Raw genomic sequence first — 26231 nt, 5'->3', positions numbered from 1 at the left:
TTCCTCACTTCTCTAAAATTTCCGGTAACGCGCTTGCCGAGCTTTTATTAACGTAGCCACTGGTTGAGCAGCTAACATCTTTAAAGTCGCGGCCACTGCACCTTTTAACTCACCACAGTCTGCAGCCGTTGTCACCTCTGGTACAATTCTCTCAATCATGCCATCTGCAAGTAATTCTTTCGGCGTTAAACGCATTTGCTCAGCCGCTTCAGCTGCACGTTGCGAGTCCTTCCATAGAATCGTGGCGTAACCTTCCGGTGATAGGACTGAATACGTGCTGTTAGCAAACATCCAGACCTGATCACCACACGCGAGCGCTAATGCACCGCCACTGCCACCTTCGCCAACAATGATGCTTAAGAATGGAACTTTGAGTTTTTGGCCCGCTAGCAAACAATCCGCAATGGCCCTGCCTTGACCCTGATATTCTGCCTCAACACCCGGATAAGCGCCCGGTGTGTTAATCAAAGCTAAAACCGGTTGGTGCAGTTGCTCTGCTTGACGCATCACTCGTAACGCCTTGCGATAACCACTAGGCGTTGCACATCCAAAATGACGAGCTTGATTCGCCGCAATATCCTGTCCCTTTTGAATCCCAACAATCGTAATCGGTCGGGACTCAATCGTGGCTAAGCCCGCAATTACTGCTGGATCATCATCCCGTTGACGGTCACCATGCAACTCAAAGAAGTCTTCAGTCAAACCGTCGATCAGTTCTTGAATACTAATCTTGTTGGCAGATCGTGCCGCTTGAACTTGTTGGTACGCCGTTGCTTTATTCATGTGATGGCCCTCCCGATGTTAATTTCAGCAAGCGCGCTAACGTTAGTCGCAATTGTGGCCGCGTAACAATTTGGTCTAGCCAACCATTTTCCAATAGCGTTTCCGCACGTTGGAAATCAGCCGGTGGCGTTTGCTGGATGGTCTGTTCAATCACTCGGCGACCGGCAAAACCAATCAAGGCGTGGGGTTCACTCAATACCACGTCACCTTGCATCGCAAAACTTGCTGTAACCCCACCAGTTGTTGGATCAGTTAAAATTGTCACATACAATAATCCCGCATCACGGTGTTGCACTACTGCGGAAGAAATCTTTGCCATCTGCATCAAAGCAGCGGCACCTTCCTGCATACGCGCTCCACCAGATGCGGTGACCATTACGACGGGCAATCGTTTAGCCGTACAAGTTTCAAATAAGCGGGTAATTTTTTCTCCCGTAGCACTACCCAAACTGCCCATCATAAAATGAGCATCCATCACACCAAGACCAAACGACTGGCCAGTCAACGTTGCTAAGCCAGTCACGACACTCTCATTCAATCCGGTGGTAGCTTTTGCCCGCTTAATCTTCTCTCGATAAGCAGTATCCGCGAATCGCTCAGGGACAGTTACGACAGCATCAAGTTCCTCAAAAGTCGTTGTCAGTTGCCGAATTCGCTGCCAAGCTGGCAAGCGAAAACCATAATCACAGTTAGGACAGATCATTAATTCTGTTAGATCTTGGGTATAGCAATCTTGTTGACAAACTGGACAGCGTGTCAATAATTCATCGGGAATCTGATCCTTACGAGCCGCTAACTGATACTCAGTTGGCGCTTGAAATTTGCGTTGAGGCATCTGTTAACCACTCCTTCAAAAAGTCTTGCTGAATATATTCCGTCGTATAGGTTGCTTGTTTTACTACCTCGCTGGTTAATAATCCTGATAAAAATTCCCGATTCGTTTGAACACCGGTGAGGACCAGCTCATCCAAACAGCGCCGCATTTTAGCGATGGCCGTTTTGCGGTCCTTGCCATGAACAATGACCTTGGCAATCATGGAATCATAGAACGGCGCAATCGTGCTTCCCGCAACGACGCCCGCATCAATCCGTACACCTAGTGTTCCCATCGGATAGATCAACGACTTAATCTGACCAGGCTGTGGTCGAAAATCATGGTATGGATCTTCCGCATTCAAGCGACACTCAATTGCAACGCCATTAACTTGAACCTCATCTTGGCTGAACGGCAAGGGCATTTTTGCAGCCACTAATACCTGGGCCTTAATTAACTCAAGACCTGTTACCATTTCCGTGACGGTATGCTCAACTTGTAGCCGCGTATTCATTTCTAAAAAGTAAAATTGATGTTGTTGATCCATTAAGAATTCAAACGTTCCGGTATTTGTATAATGCAATTTTTTAGTTTCAGCTGCTACCAATTCACCCAATTGTTGGCGTTCAGTAGGTGTTAATAGCGCACACGGACTCTCTTCAATCACTTTTTGATGGTTGCGTTGTAGCGAACAGTCCCGTTCTGGTAAATACACCACGTGACCCTGAGTATCCGCTATTACTTGGACCTCAATGTGCTTAGCCGGTGCAATCACTTTTTCCAAGTATAAACGACCATCATCGTAGGAGGCTTTGGCTTCCTGTTTAGCTGTTTGAAAAGCCTGTGCCAATGCCTGCTCATCATTTACCACCCGAATACCCTTACCGCCACCACCAGCCGTAGCCTTAATCATAACCGGGTAACCTAACTGTTGTGCGCTCGCTAATGCATCGGTCACCGTACTCAAAATAGTGATACTACCCGGAATAACTGGGACACCTAGTTGCTTCATCGTCTGTCGTGCCGTTGCCTTATCACCCATTTGTGCAATAACGTCGGCATCAGGACCAATAAATGTTAACTGGCAAGCCTGACATAGCGTAGCGAACGTTGCGTTCTCTGACAAAAAGCCATAACCGGGGTGAATCGCTTGGCACCCGGTTAAATTAGCCGCACTGATTATTGCTTGCATATTGAGGTATGACTCGTTTACTGGACCAGCCCCGATGCAGACCGCTTCATCAGCTAGTTGAACAAATAAACTATCTTGATCCGCCACCGAGTAGATTGCGACTGCCTGAATCGACATCTCGTGTAAGGCTCGAATGATTTGAACCGCAATTTCACCCCGGTTAGCCACTAATACTTTCTTAAACACTGCACTAACCCTCCTTTAAGGCTGAATGACAAAGGTCAAATCGGCGCTGGCAATCATTTTGCCATCACATTCAATCACCCCATGACCGCGACCGATTTGATGCTTTAATTTCGTTAAGGTGACCGTTGCTGTTAACTGATCACCGGGACGCACATCCGTATAAAAGTCGGCTTGTTTAATGCCACCGAAGAAGACATTTTGATCGTGATGTTCTGGCAATGACAAGAGCGCGACAACACCCGTCTGAGCTAAAATTTCCAATAATACAGGTCGTAACAACACTTGCCCCGTCATCGTGGCACTTTTGAAAAACCACTCATTGATCGTCGTTAACTTTTCTGCGACTGCCTGAACACCTGGCTCCACCTCAATAATTCGATCCAGTAATTGTAATGGATAGCGTTGGGGAATTATCGCACTAGCTTTCATTCATCCGCCACCATTTCAATCGTCATTAAAGGTTCATCAAATTCAATCATGCTGCCATTCGTCACTGTAATCTTTTTAACAATTCCACTGACTGGGCTAGGTACTTCGTTGATCATCTTCATCGCTTCAATCACACAGAGCGTGTCACCGGCTTTCACCTGATCACCAACTTGAACATAAGGAGCCTGTTTTGGATCAGCTGCCAAGTAGGCGACACCGACTAAGGGTGCCTTCACGATTTGCTGCGTATCTGACTTCACCGAAGATTCAGTTGTTGCTAATTGCGCAGTCGGCATCTTAGTTATACCTGGTTGCACTTCGGTAGTGCTTGTCGACTGTTTATTTAAATGTAAGTCAAATGCTGCCGTTTTGACGTCTAATACTTGTGCTGTAGAGGCGTCAAAACGATCAATCAGCGCTGCCATCATTTCAGAATCCGTCATACTCATTCGTTCACCCACTTTTTAAATGCGATAACCGCATTGTGACCACCAAAACCAAAGGAATTACTCAATGCGTACGTCGCTGCCGTTTTAGCCGTTGCCTTATTTACTAAATTGACTGGGCATGCTTGATCTTGCTGTATACAACCAACATTGACTGGCAACTGATTGCGCTGTAGTGCACCGATTGTGGCAATCGCCTCAATGGCACCCGCTGCACCCAAGAGGTGTCCCGTCATTCCTTTAGTACTGCTAACTTGCGTATGGCAATCAAACAAATCATCGATTGCTTGTGCTTCCGCCGAATCATTGGCAGCCGTTGCCGTCCCATGGGCATTGATGTAATCAACATCACTCGGTGTGATACCAGCTTCGTCAATGGCTTGTTGCATCGCCCGTTTGGCACCAGCACCATCTGGTCGTGGCGCCGTCATATGATAGGCATCACTAGTCGTGCCATAGCCCACGATTTCGCCTAGAATATTAGCATCACGTGCTTGGGCATGTTCCAAGGTCTCTAAGACTAACGTACCGGCACCTTCACCCATCACAAAACCTTGGCGATCCTGATCAAATGGTAACGAAGCTTTCGTTGGATCACTTGCTTTTGATAAGGCGGTCAATGCCGCAAAACCCGCAATCCCAATCTGATTAACTGAGGCTTCAGCACCACCCGTAATGACTGCATCAGCCTTGCCTTGTTTCAGATATTCATAAGCATCACCAATCGCATTGGTTGCCGAAGCACAGGCCGTCACAATCGCTTGGCTGGTATTCTGCGCATTGAACTGCATCGCAATATTACCAACCACCATGTTGACGATTGAATTCGGTACGAACAGTGGGGATACTCGTTTAGGCCCCTTCGTGTGCATCTTGATGACTTGCGCTTCAATCGTCGTTAAACCACCGATTCCTGAACCATAAATCACGGCCAAACGTTCTGGGTCTATTGCACCTGCCGCTGTTAAACCGGCTTGTTCCATCGCTTCAGCGGCACTATACATCCCATAGACCGAAAATAAATCTAGCCGCTTAGCTAACTTCTTTGATAGCCGTAATTCGGGTTGTAAGTCTTTAACTTCACCCGCAACACTAATACCAGTCTGGCTAGCATCAAACTTAGTAATTGGTCCCAGTCCAACCCGACTATCAAAAATCCCATCTAAAAATTCATTTACAGTATTACCTAATGGGGTTACAGCTCCCATTCCAGTAATGACTACTCGCTGCTGTGTCATCATTCAAAATCCTCCTCATCCAGATCTAAATCGTCATACCACCGTCCACCGTGAGGACTTGGCCCGTTAAATAGGGCTGGTACAGTAAGAATTCAATCGCTTGGGCAACTTCTGCCGGGGTTCCGAAACGTTGTAATGGAATTGAAGCCAACGCTGCATCCGTTACGCGTTCATTTAATTGAGCCGTCATGTCCGTGGTAATCATTCCGGGTGCGATCGCATTACAACGAATCTGCCGACGCGCACCTTCCAGGGCCGTTGTCTTAGTCAAACCGATAATGCCAGCCTTACTAGCTGCATAATTGGCCTGACCAAGATTGCCATGCAACCCAACCACACTCGCAACGTTTACGATTGCACCTCGACGTTGTTTCTGCATGATTTTCAAAGCGAACTTCGTCATATTGAAAGTTCCCACGAGATTAGTTTGTAAAACTGTTGTAAAGTCCGTTGTCGACATACGCGTCAATAACTGATCTTTAGTTATTCCGGCATTATTCACTAATCCGTCCAAGCGACCAAATTGATCAATCACCGTTGCAACTAGTTCTGCCGCAATACTTTCATCACTGACGTCACCAACCAACTGAGTAACATTTGAAAATTCAGCTGTTAAGGCTGTCCATTCATCCGCTTCAATTGCGTGGTGCACATTTAAGACAACTTGTGAGACATGCGGCGCCAATTGTTTAACCGTCGCTAGACCAATCCCTTTAGCCGCTCCCGTTACTAGAATCACATCATCATCCATATAAATGTACCTCCGCAATACTTTGACCTAGTGCTTGCCAATCATCACTATGCTCAATCGACCAAACCGTCGTTCCTGGTAACGTCTGTTTAGCAAATTTAGCCAGGTTATTGCCCGGACCAATCTGAATCACCGTATCCACTTCGTATTTTTCAATACGTTTCAAACACGCTGAAAAATGAGTGGGTTCAACTAGCTGTTCGACTAGTGTCGGCTTTAACGTTGCCTTAGTAAACGGCGCCACTGTCGTATTACTGATCACAGGGACTTGGGGAACATGCACGTCAACAAATTGTAATCGTTTGGCTAACGCTTCACTAGCGCTAGTCATTAATGGTGTATGTGACGCAACGGCTACTGCTAATGGCACCACCCGTTTAATTCCGTGAGCCTTCAAATAGGCTGTAGCCGCCTGAATACCAGCCAAATCTCCACCAATCACAATTTGATCGGTTAAATTATAATTAGCCGGATAGGCCTCGCCAACACGCTTAGCAGCCTGACAAGCAGCCGCTACTAATTCAGGTGTTACTTTCAATGCCGCCACCAATTGCCCCGGTCGTTGCAGGCTAGCCCGCTGCATATAACGAGCACGATCCGCCACTAGTTTGAGACCAGCATTCAACGATAAAGCACCGGATGCAATCAGCGCCCCGTATTCGCCTAAACTCAATCCGCTTAGCACACCGGGATGCGGTAATACCGTCGTCAACAAACGATATAAGCCAACGTTCATGGCCGTAATCGCTACGGGAACACGTTCGGCATTTTCAAACCAGTCCGCCGGTTCACACAAATCCCAGTCCAATTGCAAGTTTGCTTCATCGATGGTTTGGCGATAGATTGGTTCAGTCTGATAGAAGTCCGCACCCATTTCAGCAAACTGTTGACCTTGCCCACTGAATAAAACTGCCGCTTTCATTCGCTAATCCTCAGTGGCTTTGTGACTAGCCACGTAATTGACCAGATCACCAACCGTTGCCAAGGCATCGTCCGTTTCGATCTCTAGGTCATACTCGTCTTCAATCTGGTCGATTACTTCAAAGACATCCAAGCTATCTAAGGCTAAGTCATCCGCAAAATTAGTCGTCATCGTAATCTTACTAGCTTCCACATCGAGTTGTTCCACGATCATCTTTTTAACTTGTTCAAAAATTTCAGTTGTTTGCATTTTAAATTCCTCCAGATAAAGTTAGTTATTTAGTATTCAATGACGGCACTACCCACTGAGAGACCACCACCAAAGCCAGTAAAGACTAGTTTGGCACCTCGTTGTAGTTGCTTATTCGCAACTAATTCCGAAAATAGAATCGGTTCACTAGCGGCCGCTGTATTGCCGTAGCGTGCCATATTCATCGGCAACTGCGCGGTACTTAGATCGAGTTGCTTTCCCACACTTGTGATAATCCGCGCATTAGCTTGGTGCAGAATAAAGGTACTGATTGCTGCTGGTGTTAACTGCGCTTGACCCAGTGCTTGCTCGATTGAACGCGGCACCTGTTTAGTCGCAAAGTCATAAACGCGCCGCCCGTTCATTTGAAAAAACCAGTTGGCTGACTCAGCTGTTGTCGTCCACGGATTAACGGTTGGCATCTGCCCCGCCGTCAAGTAGTGACCATCCGCCCCAAACGTCGCGTACTGGCTTCCAAGCCACTTACCGGTCGTTGCCGCAGGATCATTGGTAATCAACATACCGCCCGCGCCATCGCCAAACAGAACAGCCGTATTGCGATCATGCCAGTCGACTAACCGGCTGAGCGTTTCACTACCAATCAGCATCGCCGTCTGCCCTGGTTGTAAATAGTGATGGACTACTTGCATTCCGTAGACAAAGCCAGCACACGCCGCATTGATATCGAACGCCACTGCATTAGTCGCACCAATTGCCGCTTGCACTTGGGTCGCCGTGGCTGGGGTCAAGTAATCGGGTGACATGGTTGCGACCACGATTAGATCAATCTCGGTTGCCAACAACTCACTCTGAGCTAGTAACTGGGCTGCCACTGAAACGGCAAGGCTGGTTGTCGTCTCATCAGTGGCAACGTACCGTGTCTTAATACCAGTTCGCTGCGTGATCCACTCATCGGAGGTTGGCATCAGGGTGGTTAAGTCCTGATTAGTAACTCTAGTTTTAGGCAGTGCCTTGGCACTCGTTAAGATAGAAAAATTAGCTGTCATGGTTATCATCAACGCTGATTGCGTCCATTGAACAAAAATCAGCAGTCGACCTAGGCCACCTTTCTAAGGTTGATCTGCTTTCCCAACGATAAACGTCAGGTCAGCCGTACAGGCGGCTTGATCACCGACCATTGCTTGGCAACTGACCGTGCCCATGTTAGCGCGCTGTTTAGTCATCTGAACGTGTAGTTTCAGCACATCACCTGGACGGACCACCTTACGAAACTTGGCATCCTTAATGGCACCTAAATAGGCCGTCTTACCTTTAAATTTTTCAGATTTTAGAATTAAGATTGAAGCGGCCTGCGCGAGGGCTTCAATGATCAGTACACCTGGCATGACTGGATTACCCGGGAAGTGGCCTTGGAAGAATTCTTCGTTGATCGTGACATTTTTAGTGACAACGATGGACTCACCAGGTTCGAGTTCATCCACCCGGTCCATAAATAAAATTGGATAACGGTTGGGAATCAATTGCATAATTTCGCTTGCTTCTAACACACTCATTTTTAGTTGCTCCTTTCACCCGTTTCGGGAATGGCATTAAGTTACTCATCTGGCAAAACATTGTCAATTGACGTTAGCAGTTTAATTCATAGTGTGATGTTTCACGTAACTCACAAATACTGATAACATTGCGTTTATGGACACTATTATTTTTTGAAATAATTTCCAATTTACATGTCAATCTGCCCTCGTTTTTTACGATTGTTTTAAATCGGCTAACTGGTGGACTATAAAGTTTATAACGTCTAAATGATGCTACGGATTCATCAAAAAAACACTCATTAACGCAAAAAAGCCCGTCATGGATCAGATGATTTGTCTAATCCATGACGAGCTTCTTCAACATAAGTGATTCATTCAATTATGTAACAAAAAATCGGCTGACCACCGAAGCAGTCAACCGATTCTTTGTTGTCACAACCTTAGCTTACGCTACTGATTGTAACTTTTTTAGTTGTAATTTAGCCCCGACGACGTTCTGGGATCCGGGCAGCCTTACCGTGTAATTCACGTAAGTAGTACAACTTAGCACGACGTACACGACCTTGACGAACAACGTCAATGGCAGCAACACGTGGTGTGTGTAATGGGAAGGTACGTTCAACACCGACACCGTTACTGATCTTACGAACAGTATAAGTTTCGCTGATACCTGAACCGTGGCGTTTGATAACCACACCTTCAAATAATTGGATACGTTCGCGAGTGCCTTCAACGACACGGGCGTGGATACGAACAGTATCACCGGCACGGAAATCAGGGATATCCGTACGGAGTTGTTCGTTGGTGAGCTTTTCGATCAATTGGTTTTGACGCATAAGTATATATCTTCCTTTCGCCGACATTCGTGACAGCTTTGGTCAGCGGAATATCGTTTGTGGGCATAATAGCCAATGAATAGAATACCATATTCACCAACTAGCATGCAAGTTTTATTTAACCCTCAGTTGATTCATCCTGTAAGTCAGCTAACATCTGGCGGGCCTTACCTGATAATGGCAAATTCTCCAGCATGTCAGGACGGCGCTCATAAGTGCGTTTTAATGCTTGGGCAAGCCGCCAATCATCAACCTTACCGTGATCACCGCTTAACAGAACATCTGGGACTTTCATGCCACGAAAATCAGCAGGACGCGTATATTGCGGATACTCTAGCAAGCCACTTGAAAATGAGTCGCCAGGTGCTGACTCTGCATTACCAAGTACACCAGGTAATAGGCGGACGGTCGCATCGATCATGACCATCGCCCCTAGTTCACCACCAGTTAGAACGTAATCGCCTAAAGAGACCTCATCGGTAACTAGTGAGCGAATCCGTTCGTCATAGCCTTCGTAGTGACCACAGATGAACGTCAAGTGTTCTTCCTTAGCAAAGTCCTCAGCGACCCGCTGATTGAACTGAACCCCGGCTGGATCAAGTAAAATAACTCGACCAGGTGCTGGGTGTTTTTCCTGAACTGCAGCCAACGCATCAAAGACTGGCTGTGGTTGCAGCAGCATTCCCGCGCCACCACCGTAAGGATAGTCATCGACATGATTATGCTTGTCGGTCGTGTAATCGCGGAAATTGGTGACATCCACGTTGATCCGCTCATTTTCAATTGCATTACCGATCATCGACGCGTGTAGTGGCCCTTCAAACATATCTGGAAAGAGGCTTAAAATATCAATTTGCATTAATCGATCAGCCCTTCCATCAATTCAACAGTTACAACGCCGGCTTCTAAATCAACCGTCTTAATAACTTGCGGAATCTTTGGTAATAAGACATCAGATGCACCGTGTTCGCGTTGAACGACCCAGACATCGTTTGCACCAGGTGCTAAGATCTCCTTGATCTTTCCTAAGGTCTCACCAGCTGTTGTAACGACTTTTAGGCCAATGATCTGATGGTAGTAGTATTCGCCCTCTGGTAACGCATGAAGGGCCTCTGCAGGCACCTTAATCGTCCAGCCTTTGTATTTCTCAATATCATTAATGTTAGTAATACCTTCAAGCGTCAAAAAGTATAAGCCTTTTTGTTCCCGGGCTTTACTAATTGTCATGGTAACGCCGCCAGTTGTCGCTTCTGGCTTTTCAAAAAGGATGATTTGTTTCCCCTTCTTGAATCGTTCTTCAGGGAAATCCGTAATAACCATCACTTTGACGTCACCACGAATACCATGCGTATTAACAAGTGTTCCTATACGATAATAGTCCATTGAATTCTCCTTTATTTGCACAATATTTATTTATATTTTATCAGATTCGGGAAGTTAACGCTAAAGTGTTCGCCCAACCGACTAGTGTTTTTGTAATCTAAAAGTTAAAAATTCTAAAATAGCCCAATCGAACTCTCTACCAGCTAGATGACCGGCTAAAAATCGCCCAAATTGAAACTAATTATTGACGCCTAGTTTCTCTCCTAATCTGAACTAAGGTTAACCATCCTCACTCAATTTAGCCGGAGGTGGGCAGTACTAGCGGTATTGTGAAAGTGGCGTTAGTTCGGTGTGGTTTGTCACCGGACTTACACCACGGACGCCCTTGGTCATTGGTCATTGGTCATTGGTCATTGGTCATTGGCGAATTGTGCCGAGGACCAAGGCGAGGGTCAAGACCGTTTCTCAGGCTTGACCCGGTCCCACAGCTGAGCTAGTACTGACCACCGGAGGCGAGAGTCTATAACTAGGTTTTAGTCTTTAAACTTTAGATTTTAGATAATAAAAAACTCTTAAACAAAACATTGCTGCTTCGCTCAAGAGTTTTTTGATTGTCCGTCTTCGATCGTAAGTCGGACGCGTTTAGGTCCTGAAACTCGGACACTATACACGATCGTGCGAATTGCCGTAGCAACCCGGCCCTGCCGACCAATAATTCGTCCGATATCTTCGGGATTAACCGTTAAGTTATATTCAAGATAACGCGTCGTTTCCTTGAAGCTAACTTTGATATCATCTGGATACTGAACCAACGGAGTTACGACCGTAATGATTAAAGCTTTAATATCTGCCATGATCTATTACCGCTTTATTATTTAGTGAACTTAGCTTCGTGGTACTTCTTCATGATACCGGCTTTAGATAAAATGTTCTTAACCGTATCTGAAGGTTGCGCACCGTTGTTCAACCAACCGAGGATATCTTCCTCTTCAAGCTTAACTTGGGCTGGTTCTGTAAGTGGGTTGTATGTGCCGACTTGGGCGATAAAACGACCATCACGTGGTGAACGTGAGTCTGCGACAACAATCCGGTAAAATGGGTTTTTCTTAGAACCCATTCGCTTTAAACGAATCTTGACTGACATGTAAACACCTCCCGAAATTCTTTAACAGATAATAATATAACCAGTAAATCAATAGCTTGTAAAGGTTTTTTTCTTGACAGGCTAAAAAAACTTATAGACTAGCGCTTACGACGCCGCATTGCTTGGGCTAAACGCTTCTGTTTCTTCTTCTTAGTCTGATTGACCATCCGCTTCATAGCCATTTGTTGCATCTTGCCACCAATACCACCGCCATTGCCGCCCATCAAACCTTCCATGCCGGCAAAGTTACCCTTCGACATTTGGTTCATCATTTTCTTGGTCTGGTTGAATTGCTTGATCATGCGGTTAACTTCGTGGATTGGGCGACCAGAACCGGCTGAGATCCGTCGACGCCGTGAAGGGTTCAACAGATCAGGATCAGCCTTTTCAGCCTTAGTCATTGAGTAGACGATTGCTCGAACATGGGCGATATCTTTAGGATCCATGTTGATATTCTTCATGGCAGGGTTATTAGCCATCCCAGGAATCATCTTCATGATATCTTCCATGTTCCCCATCTTGTCCACTTGGTCGAGTTGATCGATGAAGTCATTGAAGTCAAAAGTGTTTTCCTGAATCTTCAGGTTCATCTCTTCGGCTTGTTTTTCGTCAAATTGTTGTTGGGCCTTTTCGATCAATGTCAGCATGTCACCCATGCCTAAGATTCGATCAGCCATACGATCTGGATGGAAGACATCCAAATCGGTCATCTTTTCACCTTGACCAACAAACTTGATTGGTTTACCCGTAACGGCACGAATTGATAACGCAGCCCCACCACGAGTGTCACCATCTAACTTGGTCAAGACAACCCCGGTAACGTCTAACTTTTCGTTAAACCCTTCCGCAGTGTTAACGGCATTTTGACCAGTCATGGCATCGATCACTAACAGAATTTCGTCTGGATGGACTAGATCCTTGATGTTAGCTAACTCATTCATCAATTGTTCGTCAATCTGTAAACGACCGGCCGTATCAATAAAGACGTAATCGTTATGATTCTCACGGGCGTGGGCCATCCCTTGACGAACGATCTCAACTGGATCAACATCGGTCCCTAATTGGAATACAGGTACATCGATCTGTTCACCGACCTGTTGCAATTGTTGAATTGCGGCTGGACGGTAAATATCGGCCGCAATCATTAATGGCCGTGCATCTTGTTCGTTCTTGAGTTTTAAGGCTAATTTACCAACAGTGGTCGTTTTACCGGCCCCTTGGAGCCCAGCCATCATGATAACGGTTGGAATCTTATCCGACTGGTTTAATGGAACTGCCTTTTCACCCATCGTCTTCGTTAATTCTTCGTTAACGATCTTTACAATCTGTTGGGCGGGGTTCAAGCCTTCAAGGACTTTCGCTCCCAGTGCCCGCTCACGAACCGTTTTGACAAAGTCTTTAACAACCGTGAAGTTAACGTCGGCTTCTAGTAATGCGAGCCGAATTTCACGCATGGTTGCACGTAAATCACTTTCAGAAATCTTCCCCTTACGACGAAGATTGGTCATTGCCTTTTGTAAACGTTCCGTTAGGCCTTCAAATGCCATTCGTGTCACCTAACCTTTATTATTTATTCTGAGTCAGCTTCTAAGTTGACTAGTTGTTGAATCATTTTTATTAACTGCGTATCCCCATGATAGTGTCCTTTAACATAATCTGAAATTGCATCAATTTCTTGATTACGCTCGACAAAATCATGATATAAGTGAAGTTTGGTTTCGTAGCCTTCCAGAATCTTCTCAGTACGCTTGATATTATCATAAACCGCTTGCCGCGAAACTGAGAATTCTTCCGCAATCTCACCTAAGGAGTAATCGTCAGCGTAATACAGCTGAATATATTCTTTTTGTTTATTCGTTAACAGGGGTTCATAGAACTCAAATAACGAATTAATTCGATAATTTTTTGCAATTTCCATTTTGGAACTCCTCGCGCTTATATTCGCAGACTATACACTAGATAAGATTACCGATTTTATCAGCGTTCGTCAACTCTCAGCCGCCATTTATCGATAAAAAAGAGTGGGACAAAAGGCGGGTTGCTACCGAGCATAGCCTAGGAATACGAATGATTGTGTATTTTCAATCGTTTGTATTCCGTAACCAAGAGAAAGGATCAGCCTTTTGGCGCACGTTTCGACTGTAACTATTTGAAGACAAAAAATGAGTTTGGGCGTTATGGCCCAAACTCATCATTATTAGTTTAATTTAACTCGTTTACCCGGCAATAACGTCCTTAAATAGCCCGTAAACAAAGTCATTGGCATTAAATGGTCGTAAGTCGGTAACTTTTTCACCCAAACCAACGTACTTAACCGCTAAGTGTAAGTCGTTACGAATAGCTAAGACAATCCCACCACGTGCCGTCCCGTCAAGCTTAGTTAGGACAATCCCACTGACATCCGTAGATTGCTTAAAGAGCTTGGCTTGGTTCAACGCGTTTTGACCAGTGGTTGCATCCAACACGAGTAAAACTTCGTGAGGTGCATCTGGAATCTCACGAGTAATTACCCGCTTGATTTTTTCAAGTTCGTTCATCAAGTTGACTTTATTCTGCAAACGACCAGCCGTATCGACGAATAAGATGTCGTAATCTTCCGCCTTAGCCTTTTTAACAGCGTCGTAACAGACGGAAGCTGGATCACTCTTCTCGGCCTTAGCGACCACGTCAACGCCATCACGTTCGCCCCACACTTGTAACTGTTGGATGGCTCCCGCTCTAAACGTATCACAAGCAGCTAACAAGACTTTCTTGCCCTGTTGCTTATACATGTTGGCCATCTTACCGATCGTAGTCGTTTTACCGGCACCGTTGACCCCAACAAAGAGAATCACGGTTGGGCCACTCTTAGCTAAATGAATCGAATTATCTTCGCCTTCACCAGCTTCACCGTACATGTCGACCAACTTCTCAACGATGACATTCGAAATATCTTTCTTGCTCTTAGCGTTTTGAAGTTTAACTTCATCACGCAATTCATCACTGATTCGCATTGCCGTTTCGTAACCAACGTCAGATTCGATCAACGTGTCTTCCAATTCGTCGAAGAAAGCTTCATCGACGTGCCGGAAGTTTGATAAGAAAGCGTTGATGCGATCACCAAACGTTTTACGTGACTTCTTCAAACCTTCATCATAACGCTCTGCTTCAGTTGGTTCTGCCTCAGTAGAGGCTGCTTCATCGGTTACATCAGCGGTTGCAAGTTCCGTTGGTGCTTCAGTTGCATCAACCGGTGCCGTTTCAGAAACTGCCGCTGCACTAACAGTAGCAGTTTCGCTGCTTGGTGCGGCGTTGCTAGCTACTACTTCAGCATCACTAATCGCTTCGTCCTTAACTGCGACTTGGCTAGCAGCTGAGGCGCGTAATGCAGCTAATGATTGAGCAACCGCTGCACTCGCCGTTAACGGTTCAGCTGACATTGCAGTTTCACTAATTGGTGCGGTGCTAGTTGGTGCTTCACTGGCTACCGGAACTTCAGAAACTGCTTGTGATGGCGTGGCTTCACTAGACACTGCCGCCTCTTCAGAAGGTGCAGCAGCTTGTTCAGAAACCGGCTCAGTCACCGCAGCCGACGTTACTGGTTCAGTCGTTTGTGACGTTGCTTCAGCGCTTGCTGGCACTGCTTGACTAGCAGCTACTTCACTGGCTGCACTAGTACTAGCGGCCTGAGAGTCATCCGATTCCGGCAAACTAAACGCTTTTTTCAGACGATTAAATAGTCCCATATTTTAACACTTCCTTTAATTTAATGATTAATTTTGGTCATCTTTCAGATCCGCCAGGGAAACGGAAACCATCTTCGAGACCCCTGACTCTTCCATCGTGACCCCATACAAGACATCTGCATGCATCATCGTACCCTTACGGTGAGTAATAATCACGAATTGTGTCCCCGTTTGAAAATCATTCAAGTACTGACTGAAACGATCGACATTAGCATCATCCAACGCAGCTTCAGCCTCATCCAAGATACTGAATGGCACTGGTCGAACGGCCAAAATAGCGAATAACAGGGTAATCGCCGTTAACGCCCGTTCACCACCAGAGAGCAAGCTGAGTCGTTGGAACTTCTTGCCAGGTGGCTGGGCCATAATATCAACCCCGCTGGTTAGCAAGTGCTCTGGATCCGTTAGAATCAGTTCCGCCGCACCACCGCCAAACATCTGCTCAAAAATCGTGCTGAAATGCTCAGCAACTTGATCAAAGGCTGTTTTGAAACGGGTAGCAACGGTGGTATCTAAGTCAGCCATGGTTTGTAGCAAGTGTTCCTTAGCTTCCTTAAGATCGACAGCCTGGTTGTTTAAGAAGTCGAAACGCTCCGTCACTCGTTGGAACTCTTCGATGGCACCTAAGTTGACGGTACCGATCTCGTCCAAACCACGTTTCAATAATTTCAATTGTTCCGTGATCGTTGCAAGATCCAGTTCACTGACATCTTGTTCAGCAGCCGCCACCGTCAAACGATACTTCTCAGCTAAATCCGCCGTTGCGTGATCAACTTCGCCGGTCAGTTTCGTCTGACTGAGTTCCAGCCGTCGGTAATCATCAGTAGCTGCCGCAGCCAACTGTTGCGTTCGTAATTGCTCATCCGTTACTTCTTCAACCTGATCATTCAATGTCGCCAACTGTTGGTCACAATCAGCTTGTTGAGTGACCACTTGTTGCTGCGTCTGTAGCGCTTCTTTCAAGACTGTTTCACGATCAGACACGGACATCTGTTGACTAGCCATCGCTTTTTCAATGGTGGCTAAGTCTGCTTCAGCCTGTTGCTGAGTCGCTTCAGCCGTAGCTAATGCATTCGTGTGCTGATCAACAAGTTGTTGCGTCTGCTTACAACGTTCTTGTAACGTGACTAATTGTTCACGCTGCGTTTGCAATTCAGCTGCTTGCGACTTCTGATAAGTCTCATAGTCAGTTTGTTGTTGCTGAACCGTCGCCATCTGTTCTTGGTAGCTCTGTAATTTATCAGCATTGTCAGTTTGAGCCTGCTGGTTACGTGCTACCAAGTCCTCATAGCTGTCGTCAGCCTGAGCCTGTTGCTGTTCATACGTCAACGCCTTGGCTTGACGGCTGAGCTGCATCTGTTCATTCTGGGCCGTTTGCAATTGGGCCTGGACCTGACTCAACTGATCCTTCAATTCACTCAATCGTTGCCGACTAGTTTCAACCTGAACCGTTAAATCCTGATTAACTTGCTTAGCCTTGGCTAAACCTTGTTCATAGGTAATCAGTTCGGTTTGCATCTGCTCAACATTGGCGGTGATTTTTTCTGCCGCCTGTTGCTGCTGTAGTAAGCCATTATCATCATGACGAGTTGCCCCACCAGTGATAGCACCACTAGCCGCAATCGTTTCGCCACCGACAGTCACTAATCTGCAATTAAAACGACGACGACGTGAGAGGGCTAGCGCGTGATCTAAAGTATCGACGATCACGGTCGTCCCTAACAAGTAACGTTTAATGGCTAATAAGCGCGGTTCACAGTCCACTAACTCACTGGCGATTCCAAGCACGCCCTCTTGTTGCGTTAACTCACGAGCCACATTAACCGGGAGTTGACGAGCCGTAATCCGTTCAATTGGCAGCAACGTTGCTCGACCAGCGTGATTCTGCTTCAAGAAGCTAACCACACTCTTGGCCGTTTGCTGCGTATCACAGACCACGTTCTGAAGTTGACCACCTAAGGCGACTTCAACCGCCTTTGTATACTGATTAGGAACCGTCAGTAATTCGGAAACGGCCCCAGCAACACCCGCAAATTGTTGACGGTGTTGCAAGACCATCCGAACACCCGCGTAAAAGTTCGTGTAGCGTTCTTGAACAGCCTGTAAAGCCTCTAGCCGTGACTTCTCTCGTTGCATCAGTCCAGCGGCATCTAACCACCGCTGTTGTTGATCATCAATTTTTTCGGCATTCACCTTAAATTGATCCTGTTGCGTCTGTAACTCACGTTGCTGTTGACTCACGCGGTTCTCGAGATCACGTTGATCGCGATTATGCACGTCAACGGTTGCTTCGACCCGTTTCAGATTAGCTTGCGCTTGTGCAAGTCGTTCCGCCAAAGCCGTACTCTGACTACCAGATTGTTGGTGCTGTTTATCGAGATTCTTTTCCTCGTTATTCAGCTCCGCTTGAACCTGTTTCTCGTCAATGTAGGCATTGCGCAACTGCTCCAGCTTAGCTACTAATTGTTCACGTCCAGCCGCACTCGTTGCCGTGGTTAATTCAGCTACTTTGGCTTTCAACTGTTTAACTTGAGCTTGCTGGTCAGCTAACTGCTGTTGTGCTTGCTCTTGCTGCTCAGTCAACGTGGTGATCTGGGTAGCCGTTTGTGTCAGGTCCGCTTGTAAACGTTCCTGCTCCGCCTGCTGATTTTGCCGACGTTCGGCCGCCACTCCTTTTTGACCCTGGGTATTTTCAATCGTCTTCGTCAGTTCCAAGTTTTGGGTTGCTAACTGGTCCTTAAGTTGACGTTGTGCTGTCTGCTGCTGCTTTAATTCGGCGAGCTTAGAAGCTTTAGCATCCGCCTGTTGCTGGTACTGTGTCACTAATTCTTTAGCGCCAGATAACTGCTGATTAACGTGATTCAGTTGATCCTTAGCAATCGTCAGTTTCTTAACCAACCGCGAACGGTCTAAATAATCAAACTTCTGTTTTTGTTCTTGGTAGTCCTGAGCCAGACTGGCTTGTTCTTCCAGTGGCCCTTTTTGTTGTTCAAGTTCGGCCAGGATATCGTTGACTCGATCTAAGTAATCAGTCGTCTCGGCCAATTTACTTTCAGTTGTCAGTTTATCCTTCTTGTATTTCAAGACACCGGCAACGTCTTCGATAATGCTACGGCGATCTTCTGGTTTAGCATTAAACACCGCTTCGACCCGACCTTGGGAGATGACTGAGAAGGAATCTTTCCCAAGACCCGTATCGATCATCAAGTTAGCAATATCTTTCAACCGACAGCTCTGATTATTAATGAGGTAGTCACTGTCACCGTTACGGAATAACTTCCGGGTGATACTAACTTCTGCGTAATCTAACGGCAGAAAATGATCGGTGTTATCGAAGGTGATTGTGACCTTAGCCATATTTAAAGGCTTACGGTTTGCTGAACCGGCAAAGATTACGTCGGTCATCTTGGTTCCTCGCAAGCTTTTGACGGCTTGTTCACCTAGAACCCAGCGGATCGCCTCAATGATGTTACTCTTACCACTACCATTTGGGCCGACGATTCCTGTCATTCCGGCTTGAAAATCAATTTTGGTTTTATCAGCAAAAGACTTAAAGCCGCTGATCTCTAATGATTTAAGTTGCATTCGACACAAACTTCCTGTAATTAATTAGTGGTTACTTTGTTGTAATTGTGAGTAAGCCTGCCGAGCAGCGCTCTGTTCAGCTTCTTTTTTAGAATGTCCCCAACCTTCACCGATCTTCTTACCATCAGCTAAGACGGCAATTTCGTAAGAACGTTCGTTAGCGGGACCATCTTGTTCAATCAATTGGTATTCGATAGCAACGTCACCTGACTGTTGCAAGTGTTCCTGAAGCGTCGTCTTGTAGTCAAAGACACCGTCAAAACGGCCTTCATCCAACTTAGGAAAGATCACTTGGTGGACGAATTTAAGAACGGGTTCGCGACCCTGATCTAAGTACAAAGCACCGATAAACGATTCAAAGATATCGCATAACAAGGAATCGCGTTCCCAGGCCCGGGCCTTTTGTTCACCCTTACCCAACCGGATATATTTCGGAAAGTCACATTCACGGGCAAAACTAGCAAAGCTATCTTCACACACCATGGCTGCTCGTAACCGGGTCAACTTACCTTGGGGCATGTCTTTATAACGCTTGTATAAATACTCAGACACCACTAACTCCAAGACGGCATCCCCCAAAAATTCGACTCGTTCATAAAATTTTAACTGTTGATCCTGATGTTCATTAACGTATGACGCCTGGGTAAAGGCCTCCGCTAATAGATCTGGATTATTAAAAACAATCCCAAACCGTTCTTTTAACATCGCGGCTAATTCTGTAATCATGTTAAACTCCCTTTCATTTTGCAGCAATCTATCAATTCAAAAGCCCAACCAGTGAGCCTTTGTGAATCAATGCGTATCTTAATATTATACTATGATTCACGCTTTAATAACAATTTTATTGAGTTTTTACGGTCGAATTTACGGTAATTAAAAGCAGGTACCCACGTAACGGGACCTGCTTTTAGTGACCAATATCTGGTTTATTTGATCTGACGTTCAGCGACGTAGTCAACTACTTGACCCACTGTTGTCAGTTTTTCGGCATCTTCGTCTGAGATTTCGCTACCAAAGGTGTCTTCCAATTCTAAGACAAACTCAACAAAATCAATGGAATCAGCATCTAAATCCGTTTGCAAGTTCATTTCGCTGGTAATCGTTGAACGTTCAACTTCAAACCGGTCCGCAATAATTCCTGCAATTTTATCGAAAATTTCTTCTTTTGTCATGTAAAAATCCCTCACTAACTTGAATTCACTAAAGTATTCTAATCGTTTTCAGCGGGAATGTCTACACTTGCCTGCTGATTAACTTGCTGATTGGCAAAGTATTCGGCGACACCTGGGACAATATCCGTGCTAACCATTTGGCGAATCTGACGAATCGTATTAACGATTGTCGGTGCTTTACTAGAGCCATGAGCCTTAACAACCGGTGCCTGTAAGCCTAATAATACCGCACCACCGTACTGCGAATAATCCATTTGTGAGCGAATCTCATTAAACCCACTCTTCAGTAACAAGCCACCGAGTTTACCACTAACCCCGTTGTCATAAATCGCATCCTTAACCAAGCCGAGCATTGAACGAGCCGTTCCTTCAATACTCTTCAAGACAGCGTTACCCGTAAAGCCATCGGTAACCACTACGTCAGCGACCCCGTTAAGTAAGTCTCGTGATTCAACGTTACCGACAAAGTTAACCCCGGTCGTCTGTGATAGTAATTCAAAGGCCGCTTTGTGCACTTTATTACCCTTATCGTCTTCAGTCCCGTTATTCAATAACGCAACCCGTGGATGATCCGTATGCATCATTCGTTCTGCATAGTAAGTCCCTAATACACCGTATTGTTGTAAGTTCAACGGCTTACTATCAGCATTAGCACCGATATCCATCATGACAAAATTCGATTGATTAGCGTTACGGACCACTGGCAATGCCGTCACTAATCCAGGACGGTCAATCCCCTTGATCCGGCCCACAACGAATAATCCCGCAGCTAGGACGGCACCAGAATTACCAGCTGAGAAAAACGCATCGGCCTGACCATCTTTGACTGCTTGTGCCGCCATAACGAGTGACGAGTTCTTTTTACGCCGAACCGCACGTACTGGTTCATCTTCCATCGTAATGACTTCATCCGCATTGATGATCTGAATACGATCTCGATTCTTCAACTGCGCTGTAATCACGTCCCGTTGGCCGTACAGTAAAAATACCGTATCTTCAAATAAGTCCCGTGCTTGTTCGACCCCTTCAATTACGGCGTTAGGCGCGTAATCGCCACCCATTGCGTCAATCGCAATTTTAATCATGTTGTCACCATTCCTCTCAAGTTAAGTACTACTTTATTTTTTAATTAATCCAAAGTCCCAATCGCGGCTAGTTTAACCTTCAAATAATCCGCTAGTAATTGATACTCCGGTTGTGATTGCCAATCCGGTTGTTGCGCGATCGCATGGGCATCCTGCTGAGCTACTTGTAGCACATTCAAGTCAGCAATTGGATCACCGACTTTAAACTCAGGCATCCCAGACTGTTTAATACCCAGCACATCACCAGCACCACGCAATTCCAAGTCCTTTTGGGCCAACACAAAGCCGTTAGTAGTCTCCGTCATGATCTGCATCCGTTCGATTCCCTGCTGGTTCTTAGGGTCCGCAACCAGAATACAGTACGACGCTTTAGTACCACGCCCAACACGCCCACGCAGTTGATGTAATTGCGCCAATCCAAATCGGTCAGCGTCATAGATCATCATAATGGTGGCATTTTTAACATCGACCCCAACTTCAATGACCGTCGTGGAAACCAGTAATTGGATTTCACCGGCTTTGAAGGCTGTCATCACAGCTTCTTTTTCGTCCGCCTTCATGCGACCGTGTAATAACCCGACCTTGACCGTCGACCCAAAATACTCTTGTAAGTTCGCCGAAAGCGCCTCGGCATTCTTGACATCCAAAGTTTCAGATTCTTCGATCAACGGTGTTACGACGTACGCTTGCGATCCGTTGTCGATCTGCTGGTGCACAAAACTTAACGCAGAGTTAGCCTGATTACTGTGTACCCACGTCGTTTGAATCGGTTGGCGTCCTGCAGGTAACTCGTCAATCTCTGAAACGTCCATCTCACCGTATGCCGTAATCGCTAGCGTCCGTGGAATCGGCGTCGCGGTCATCGCTAACGTGTCTGGTTGACCACCTTTTTGACGAAAGGCCGCTCGCTGATTGACCCCAAAACGGTGTTGTTCATCGGTAATGACTAATCCTAAGTTATCATAGTCCACCCCAGCTTGAATCAACGCGTGGGTCCCAATCAAGAGATCGATGTCACCCGCTGCTAAAGCAGCTAATAGGACTTTGCGGGCAGCTGGCTTGGTCGATCCTGTTAACAGCGCCACGTTGACGTCCGTATCCGCAAAGACTTGGGATAAATTATTAGCATGTTGTTCAGCTAAGATTTCCGTTGGGGCCATCAGTGCCGCTTGGTAGCCTGCCGTAATCGCCGCGTACATCACGATGGCAGCGACAATCGTTTTTCCAGAACCCACGTCACCTTGTAGCAACCGGTTCATGTGTTGGGGTGATTTCATATCCAGACAGATCTCATTCACGACCCGCTTTTGCGCGTTCGTCAATTCAAATGGCAGCGTCTGAATAAATGCTTTCAGTAACTGATTATCGTAACTGATTGCAATCCCGTTAGTCGTCGCGTCGCTCTGTTTGAGCACTTGCATCTGCATCTGAAACATTAAGAACTCTTCGTAAGTCGCTGAACGACGCGCTGCCGTAGAATCTGCCTGACTAGCCGGAAAATGCATGTCGTGAATCATCTGGCGGCGTGGCATCAGTCGATACTTCTCCCGTAACGGTGCGGGGACCACGTCTTCAATCACCGGCGCATACTGATCATACGCTTGCTTGATTAATTTCTGAATCGTCCCTTGTTTGACCGACTTGCTAGCCGGATAGATCGAGCCAAACGCTGAATCCGCATTGTTAGGATTGATAATCTTCATCCCAGCCATACTATTACGCGTCGCATCCCACTTACCATAAACTGCAAGTGATTGCCCAGTCTCGATCTGTTTCATCAGGTACGGTTGATTGAAGAAGGTCACCATGTAGACATCGTGATCGATCAACAACCGAAAGTTCAATCGGTTCTTCTTGCGACCAAAACGTGCTAACACTGGTTCGGAAGCAACCGTCCCCTTCAGTGTCACCTTTTCCTGATCAGCAATTTCATTAACATCTTTGACCTGCAGATCATCATAGCGGAAGGGATAGTAGGTCAATAAATCAGCGACCGTATTAATACCCAGTTCAGCAAGTGCTTTTTGCCGAGTCGGCCCGACACCGCTTAACGTTGCGACCGCATCACTCAGTTGTTCTACCATTACTTAACCCCTCCCTTATTAATCGTTTATCCGTTGATTATACCAAATCTAAGACAAACTGCTCACGAGATAACCCTTAACGTACAAAAACAGGCCCCAGCATTGCTGCCAAGCCCCATTTCTTCGTTGCTAACTATTCCACGGAGATCAAGAACGGATAAACCGGTTGGTCACCTTCGTGAATTTCAATTTCTAATTCATCATCTAAAGCTTGAATTTGTTCCGACAAAGCTTCAGCGTCGGCTTCTGTTGCGCCTTCACCGTAGATAATCGTAACCAATTCACTATCTTCATCAAGCATTGCTTTGACCATATCGATCGTAGCTGTCGTTCGATCAGGGTTAGTAATGACAATCTTACCGTCAACCAAGCCCATGTAATCGTCCTTCTTGATTTCTAAACCATCAATGGTCGTATCGCGAACGGCATGGGTCACTTGACCACTAACAACCGTACTCAAAGTTTCTTCCATTGTTGCTTGGTTATCGTCAAGACTCGCTTCCGTGTTGAAGGCTAACATTGCTGTCATCCCTTGTGAAACCGTCTGACTGTGAATAATCTTAACTGGAACGTCCGCAACTTCCGCTGCTTGTTCCGCTGCTAAGAAGATATTCTTGTTATTTGGTAAGACGAGCGCCTGTTTAGCACCACTCTCATTGACCGCTTTAACAATATCCGCAGTACTAGGGTTCATCGTTTGACCACCAGCAATGATGTTCGTTACACCTAAGCCTTTGAATAACTTACCGATCCCAGCACCCGAAGCAACTGAAATAATGGCATACCCGTGCATATCCACTTGTGGTTGTGCAACTAAGGTTGACTCGGCTGCTGAAGCAGCTTTGTCTTCCTGATCGTGTTCCATGATCGTCTCTTGTTGTAGACGCATGTTATCCACTTTAACTTTGATCAGCGCACCAAAACGTTGGCCCCATGTCATGACATCACCAGGATGTTCGGTATGAACATGGACCTTCACGATTTCATCGTCATTGATCACTAATAGTGAATCGCCTAATCCGGCTAAGTAGTTGTAGAAGGTATCATAGTCGAATTCATGATCAACTAACTTACCGTCACCGATTCGAACCATGATTTCAGTACAGTAGCCGTATTCAATGTCGTTAGGGTCTAATTGGCCCTGAACACTCTGATGATGAGTGGCATCGATCATTGAGTCCATTTCGGCATCATCTGGGACGTAATCTTGAGATTCATCGATTTTACCATTTAATGAGTCACTAAATGCTTCGAGAACGAAGGTCAGTCCCTGGCCACCAGAATCGACAACGCCAACTTGTTTCAAAACTGGTAACAAGTCTGGTGTTGATTTCAAAGCGGCTTCAGCTGCTGTTACGACTTCAGTCATCACTTCACAGATATCATCGGTCGACTTAACGGCCTCTTTACCGGCCCCTGCTGCTTTACGAATGACAGTTAGGATAGTTCCCTCGGTTGGCTTCATAACTGCCTTATAGGCCGTCTGAGCCCCCGCTGCCAATGCGTCAGCTAAATCAGTTGCCGTTAAGACATCCTTATCCGCAACTGACTTTGAAAAGCCGCGAAAAATCTGTGATAAGATAACACCAGAGTTACCGCGGGCTCCCATTAAAAGGCCTTTAGCTAGTGCAGCAGCCAAATCGCCAACTGCAGTACTGGTTTCTTCACGTTCGTACTTGGCACCACTGGCCATGGATAAACTCATATTAGTCCCGGTATCACCATCTGGTACTGGGAAAACATTCAAAGAATTAATAAATTCGGCACGTTGGTTCAGCTTTTGTGAAGCCGCCTGCACCATTTTGCCAAATTCAAGATTAGTAATCGTGGTGATTTTCAATTTCAAAATTCCTCCTTGGCTTCCACCAACTTCAATTTAGTCGTTCATTACCCGAACACCTTGGACAATGACGTTTACCGAATTGGCCGTAACGCCAAGCATGTTTTGTAAGTTATATTTGACCTTGGCTTGGACATTGCGTGAAACTTCAGAAATTTTTGTACCATAACTAACGATAACGTTGACATCAATTGCCACACCATTATCTTCCTGACGTACAACCACACCGCGGGCAAAGTTCTCGCGACGTAAAATTTCGTTTAGATTATCGCGAATCTGATTGCGACTTGCCATCCCGACAACCCCGTAATTATCCGTTGCGGCGCCACCGACGACCGTCGCAATAACATCATTATCAATATCAATGGTTCCAAATTGCGTTTTGATTTTGACAGCCATAAAAATAGCCTCCTTATTTTAACGCGTTCATTTACGATAGTTTATCATAGCACAACCCCGCTTGAAAGAAAAATTAAGTGGTCACGGTGTAAAGCCCGCAGTCTAGGAATTTAGCAGTAAAGTAAAATTACTTGATAGAAATGTATTGCAACCTTTATTAATCTATGATAAATTATTCTAGTGAATGATAAAGATGACCTTTTATCAATGATTACCAAAGGAGGCAGATCAACATGGCAAAAGACTTCATTACTGGCAAGCGTACGCACTTTGGTAACACGCGTTCTCACGCCTTAAACCACAGCCGCCGCAGCTGGAAAGCTAACTTGCAAAAAGTTCGCATTTTAGTTGACGGTAAACCAAAGAAGGTTTGGGTTTCAGCTCGGACTTTGAAATCAGGTAAAGTAACGCGCGTTTAGCGCAACAAATCGCCATCACATTTTTTTGTGAATGGCGTTTTTTGTTACCTAAATTTCCATTTTCAGCTCCGACTTTTTATAAAGTTTATAACGACGACGAATTATCAGCATTC

27 protein-coding genes are annotated in these 26231 nt (G+C 45.8%); 1 reads left to right on the top strand and 26 read right to left on the bottom strand.

The genetic code is table 11. The features are described 5' to 3' along the window. Positions 1-12 precede the first annotated feature (12 nt). The 26 genes from accA to ACG95_RS05745 form a co-directional block, all read right to left on the bottom strand. A complete protein-coding gene (gene accA / locus ACG95_RS05870; RefSeq protein ID WP_047999624.1) occupies positions 13-783 on the bottom strand; it encodes an acetyl-CoA carboxylase carboxyltransferase subunit alpha in 771 nt (256 codons plus the stop codon). Continuing rightward, positions 776-1618, bottom strand: coding sequence for an acetyl-CoA carboxylase carboxyltransferase subunit beta (locus ACG95_RS05865; protein ID WP_047999623.1), 843 nt, complete (start codon positions 1616-1618; stop codon positions 776-778). Before ACG95_RS05865 ends, accA begins: the two co-directional genes overlap by 8 nt. After that, positions 1587-2975 (bottom strand): acetyl-CoA carboxylase biotin carboxylase subunit, encoded by a 1389-nt coding sequence (locus ACG95_RS05860; protein WP_047999622.1) that lies wholly within the window; start codon positions 2973-2975, stop codon positions 1587-1589. The genes ACG95_RS05865 and ACG95_RS05860 overlap by 32 nt, the downstream gene beginning before the upstream one ends. A gap of 15 nt (positions 2976-2990) precedes the next feature. Continuing rightward, complete coding sequence (locus tag ACG95_RS05855; protein ID WP_047999621.1) at positions 2991-3404, bottom strand: 3-hydroxyacyl-ACP dehydratase FabZ family protein; 414 nt, start codon at positions 3402-3404, stop codon at positions 2991-2993. Continuing rightward, entirely contained in the window at positions 3401-3853 is a 453-nt protein-coding gene (locus ACG95_RS05850; protein WP_047999620.1) for an acetyl-CoA carboxylase biotin carboxyl carrier protein, read from the bottom strand. The genes ACG95_RS05855 and ACG95_RS05850 overlap by 4 nt, the downstream gene beginning before the upstream one ends. Continuing rightward, entirely contained in the window at positions 3850-5088 is a 1239-nt protein-coding gene (gene fabF, locus ACG95_RS05845; protein WP_047999720.1) for a beta-ketoacyl-ACP synthase II, read from the bottom strand. Before fabF ends, ACG95_RS05850 begins: the two co-directional genes overlap by 4 nt. 25 nt (positions 5089-5113) lie before the next feature. Further along, positions 5114-5839, bottom strand: coding sequence for an SDR family oxidoreductase (locus tag ACG95_RS05840; protein ID WP_047999619.1), 726 nt, complete (start codon positions 5837-5839; stop codon positions 5114-5116). Further along, complete coding sequence (locus ACG95_RS05835; protein ID WP_047999618.1) at positions 5832-6761, bottom strand: ACP S-malonyltransferase; 930 nt, start codon at positions 6759-6761, stop codon at positions 5832-5834. Before ACG95_RS05835 ends, ACG95_RS05840 begins: the two co-directional genes overlap by 8 nt. A 3-nt stretch (positions 6762-6764) precedes the next feature. Further along, positions 6765-7010, bottom strand: coding sequence for an acyl carrier protein (gene acpP, locus ACG95_RS05830; RefSeq protein ID WP_047999617.1), 246 nt, complete (start codon positions 7008-7010; stop codon positions 6765-6767). A gap of 29 nt (positions 7011-7039) precedes the next feature. After that, the gene (locus ACG95_RS05825; protein WP_047999616.1) at positions 7040-8017 is read right to left on the bottom strand and encodes a beta-ketoacyl-ACP synthase III; all 978 of its coding nucleotides are present in this window, start codon (positions 8015-8017) and stop codon (positions 7040-7042) included. A gap of 63 nt (positions 8018-8080) precedes the next feature. Then, positions 8081-8524: a 3-hydroxyacyl-ACP dehydratase FabZ gene (gene fabZ / locus ACG95_RS05820; protein WP_047999615.1), complete on the bottom strand. Its 444-nt coding sequence runs from the start codon at positions 8522-8524 to the stop codon at positions 8081-8083. Positions 8525-8985: 461 nt separating this feature from the next. Continuing rightward, positions 8986-9342 carry a 50S ribosomal protein L19 gene (rplS, locus tag ACG95_RS05815; RefSeq protein WP_047999614.1) on the bottom strand — a complete coding sequence of 119 codons (357 nt, stop codon included), beginning with the start codon at positions 9340-9342 and terminating at the stop codon, positions 8986-8988. A gap of 118 nt (positions 9343-9460) precedes the next feature. Further along, positions 9461-10201, bottom strand: a complete 741-nt coding sequence (gene trmD / locus ACG95_RS05810; protein WP_047999613.1) for a tRNA (guanosine(37)-N1)-methyltransferase TrmD — start codon at positions 10199-10201, stop codon at positions 9461-9463. Beyond that, positions 10201-10725, bottom strand: a complete 525-nt coding sequence (rimM, locus tag ACG95_RS05805) for a ribosome maturation factor RimM (RefSeq protein ID WP_047999612.1) — start codon at positions 10723-10725, stop codon at positions 10201-10203. Before rimM ends, trmD begins: the two co-directional genes overlap by 1 nt. Before the next feature lie 536 nt (positions 10726-11261). Further along, positions 11262-11519 carry an RNA-binding protein KhpA gene (gene khpA / locus ACG95_RS05800; RefSeq protein ID WP_047999611.1) on the bottom strand — a complete coding sequence of 86 codons (258 nt, stop codon included), beginning with the start codon at positions 11517-11519 and terminating at the stop codon, positions 11262-11264. A gap of 17 nt (positions 11520-11536) precedes the next feature. Then, on the bottom strand, positions 11537-11809 hold the full coding sequence (gene rpsP / locus ACG95_RS05795) for a 30S ribosomal protein S16 (RefSeq protein ID WP_003638633.1): 273 nt from the start codon (positions 11807-11809) through the stop codon (positions 11537-11539). A 98-nt stretch (positions 11810-11907) separates the two neighbouring features. Then, positions 11908-13356 (bottom strand): signal recognition particle protein, encoded by a 1449-nt coding sequence (gene ffh / locus ACG95_RS05790; RefSeq protein WP_047999610.1) that lies wholly within the window; start codon positions 13354-13356, stop codon positions 11908-11910. A 23-nt stretch (positions 13357-13379) separates the two neighbouring features. Beyond that, entirely contained in the window at positions 13380-13727 is a 348-nt protein-coding gene (locus tag ACG95_RS05785) for a putative DNA-binding protein (protein WP_047999609.1), read from the bottom strand. A gap of 298 nt (positions 13728-14025) precedes the next feature. Beyond that, entirely contained in the window at positions 14026-15534 is a 1509-nt protein-coding gene (gene ftsY / locus ACG95_RS05780) for a signal recognition particle-docking protein FtsY (RefSeq protein WP_047999608.1), read from the bottom strand. A gap of 27 nt (positions 15535-15561) precedes the next feature. After that, the gene (smc, locus tag ACG95_RS05775; RefSeq protein ID WP_047999607.1) at positions 15562-19119 is read right to left on the bottom strand and encodes a chromosome segregation protein SMC; all 3558 of its coding nucleotides are present in this window, start codon (positions 19117-19119) and stop codon (positions 15562-15564) included. A gap of 24 nt (positions 19120-19143) precedes the next feature. Continuing rightward, positions 19144-19845, bottom strand: a complete 702-nt coding sequence (gene rnc, locus ACG95_RS05770) for a ribonuclease III (protein WP_047999606.1) — start codon at positions 19843-19845, stop codon at positions 19144-19146. A gap of 200 nt (positions 19846-20045) precedes the next feature. Further along, entirely contained in the window at positions 20046-20291 is a 246-nt protein-coding gene (gene acpP, locus ACG95_RS05765) for an acyl carrier protein (RefSeq protein WP_047999605.1), read from the bottom strand. A 38-nt stretch (positions 20292-20329) separates the two neighbouring features. Further along, the gene (gene plsX / locus ACG95_RS05760) at positions 20330-21376 is read right to left on the bottom strand and encodes a phosphate acyltransferase PlsX (RefSeq protein WP_082137314.1); all 1047 of its coding nucleotides are present in this window, start codon (positions 21374-21376) and stop codon (positions 20330-20332) included. A 44-nt stretch (positions 21377-21420) separates the two neighbouring features. Further along, positions 21421-23460, bottom strand: a complete 2040-nt coding sequence (recG, locus tag ACG95_RS05755) for an ATP-dependent DNA helicase RecG (RefSeq protein WP_047999604.1) — start codon at positions 23458-23460, stop codon at positions 21421-21423. Positions 23461-23593: 133 nt separating this feature from the next. After that, complete coding sequence (locus ACG95_RS05750; RefSeq protein ID WP_047999603.1) at positions 23594-25300, bottom strand: DAK2 domain-containing protein; 1707 nt, start codon at positions 25298-25300, stop codon at positions 23594-23596. Positions 25301-25336: 36 nt separating this feature from the next. Further along, a complete protein-coding gene (locus ACG95_RS05745; RefSeq protein WP_047999602.1) occupies positions 25337-25699 on the bottom strand; it encodes an Asp23/Gls24 family envelope stress response protein in 363 nt (120 codons plus the stop codon). Positions 25700-25932: 233 nt separating this feature from the next. Here ACG95_RS05745 and rpmB point away from each other — a divergent pair, with 233 nt between their 5' ends. Then, positions 25933-26118 (top strand): 50S ribosomal protein L28, encoded by a 186-nt coding sequence (rpmB, locus tag ACG95_RS05740; RefSeq protein ID WP_047999601.1) that lies wholly within the window; start codon positions 25933-25935, stop codon positions 26116-26118. Positions 26119-26231 lie beyond the last annotated feature (113 nt).

Origin of the sequence: Lactiplantibacillus herbarum (assembly GCF_001039045.1) — a bacterium.
Classification (GTDB): domain Bacteria; phylum Bacillota; class Bacilli; order Lactobacillales; family Lactobacillaceae; genus Lactiplantibacillus; species Lactiplantibacillus herbarum.
Note: the sequence above shows the minus strand (reverse complement) of the source record. Positions and strands in the feature narration are given on the sequence as shown.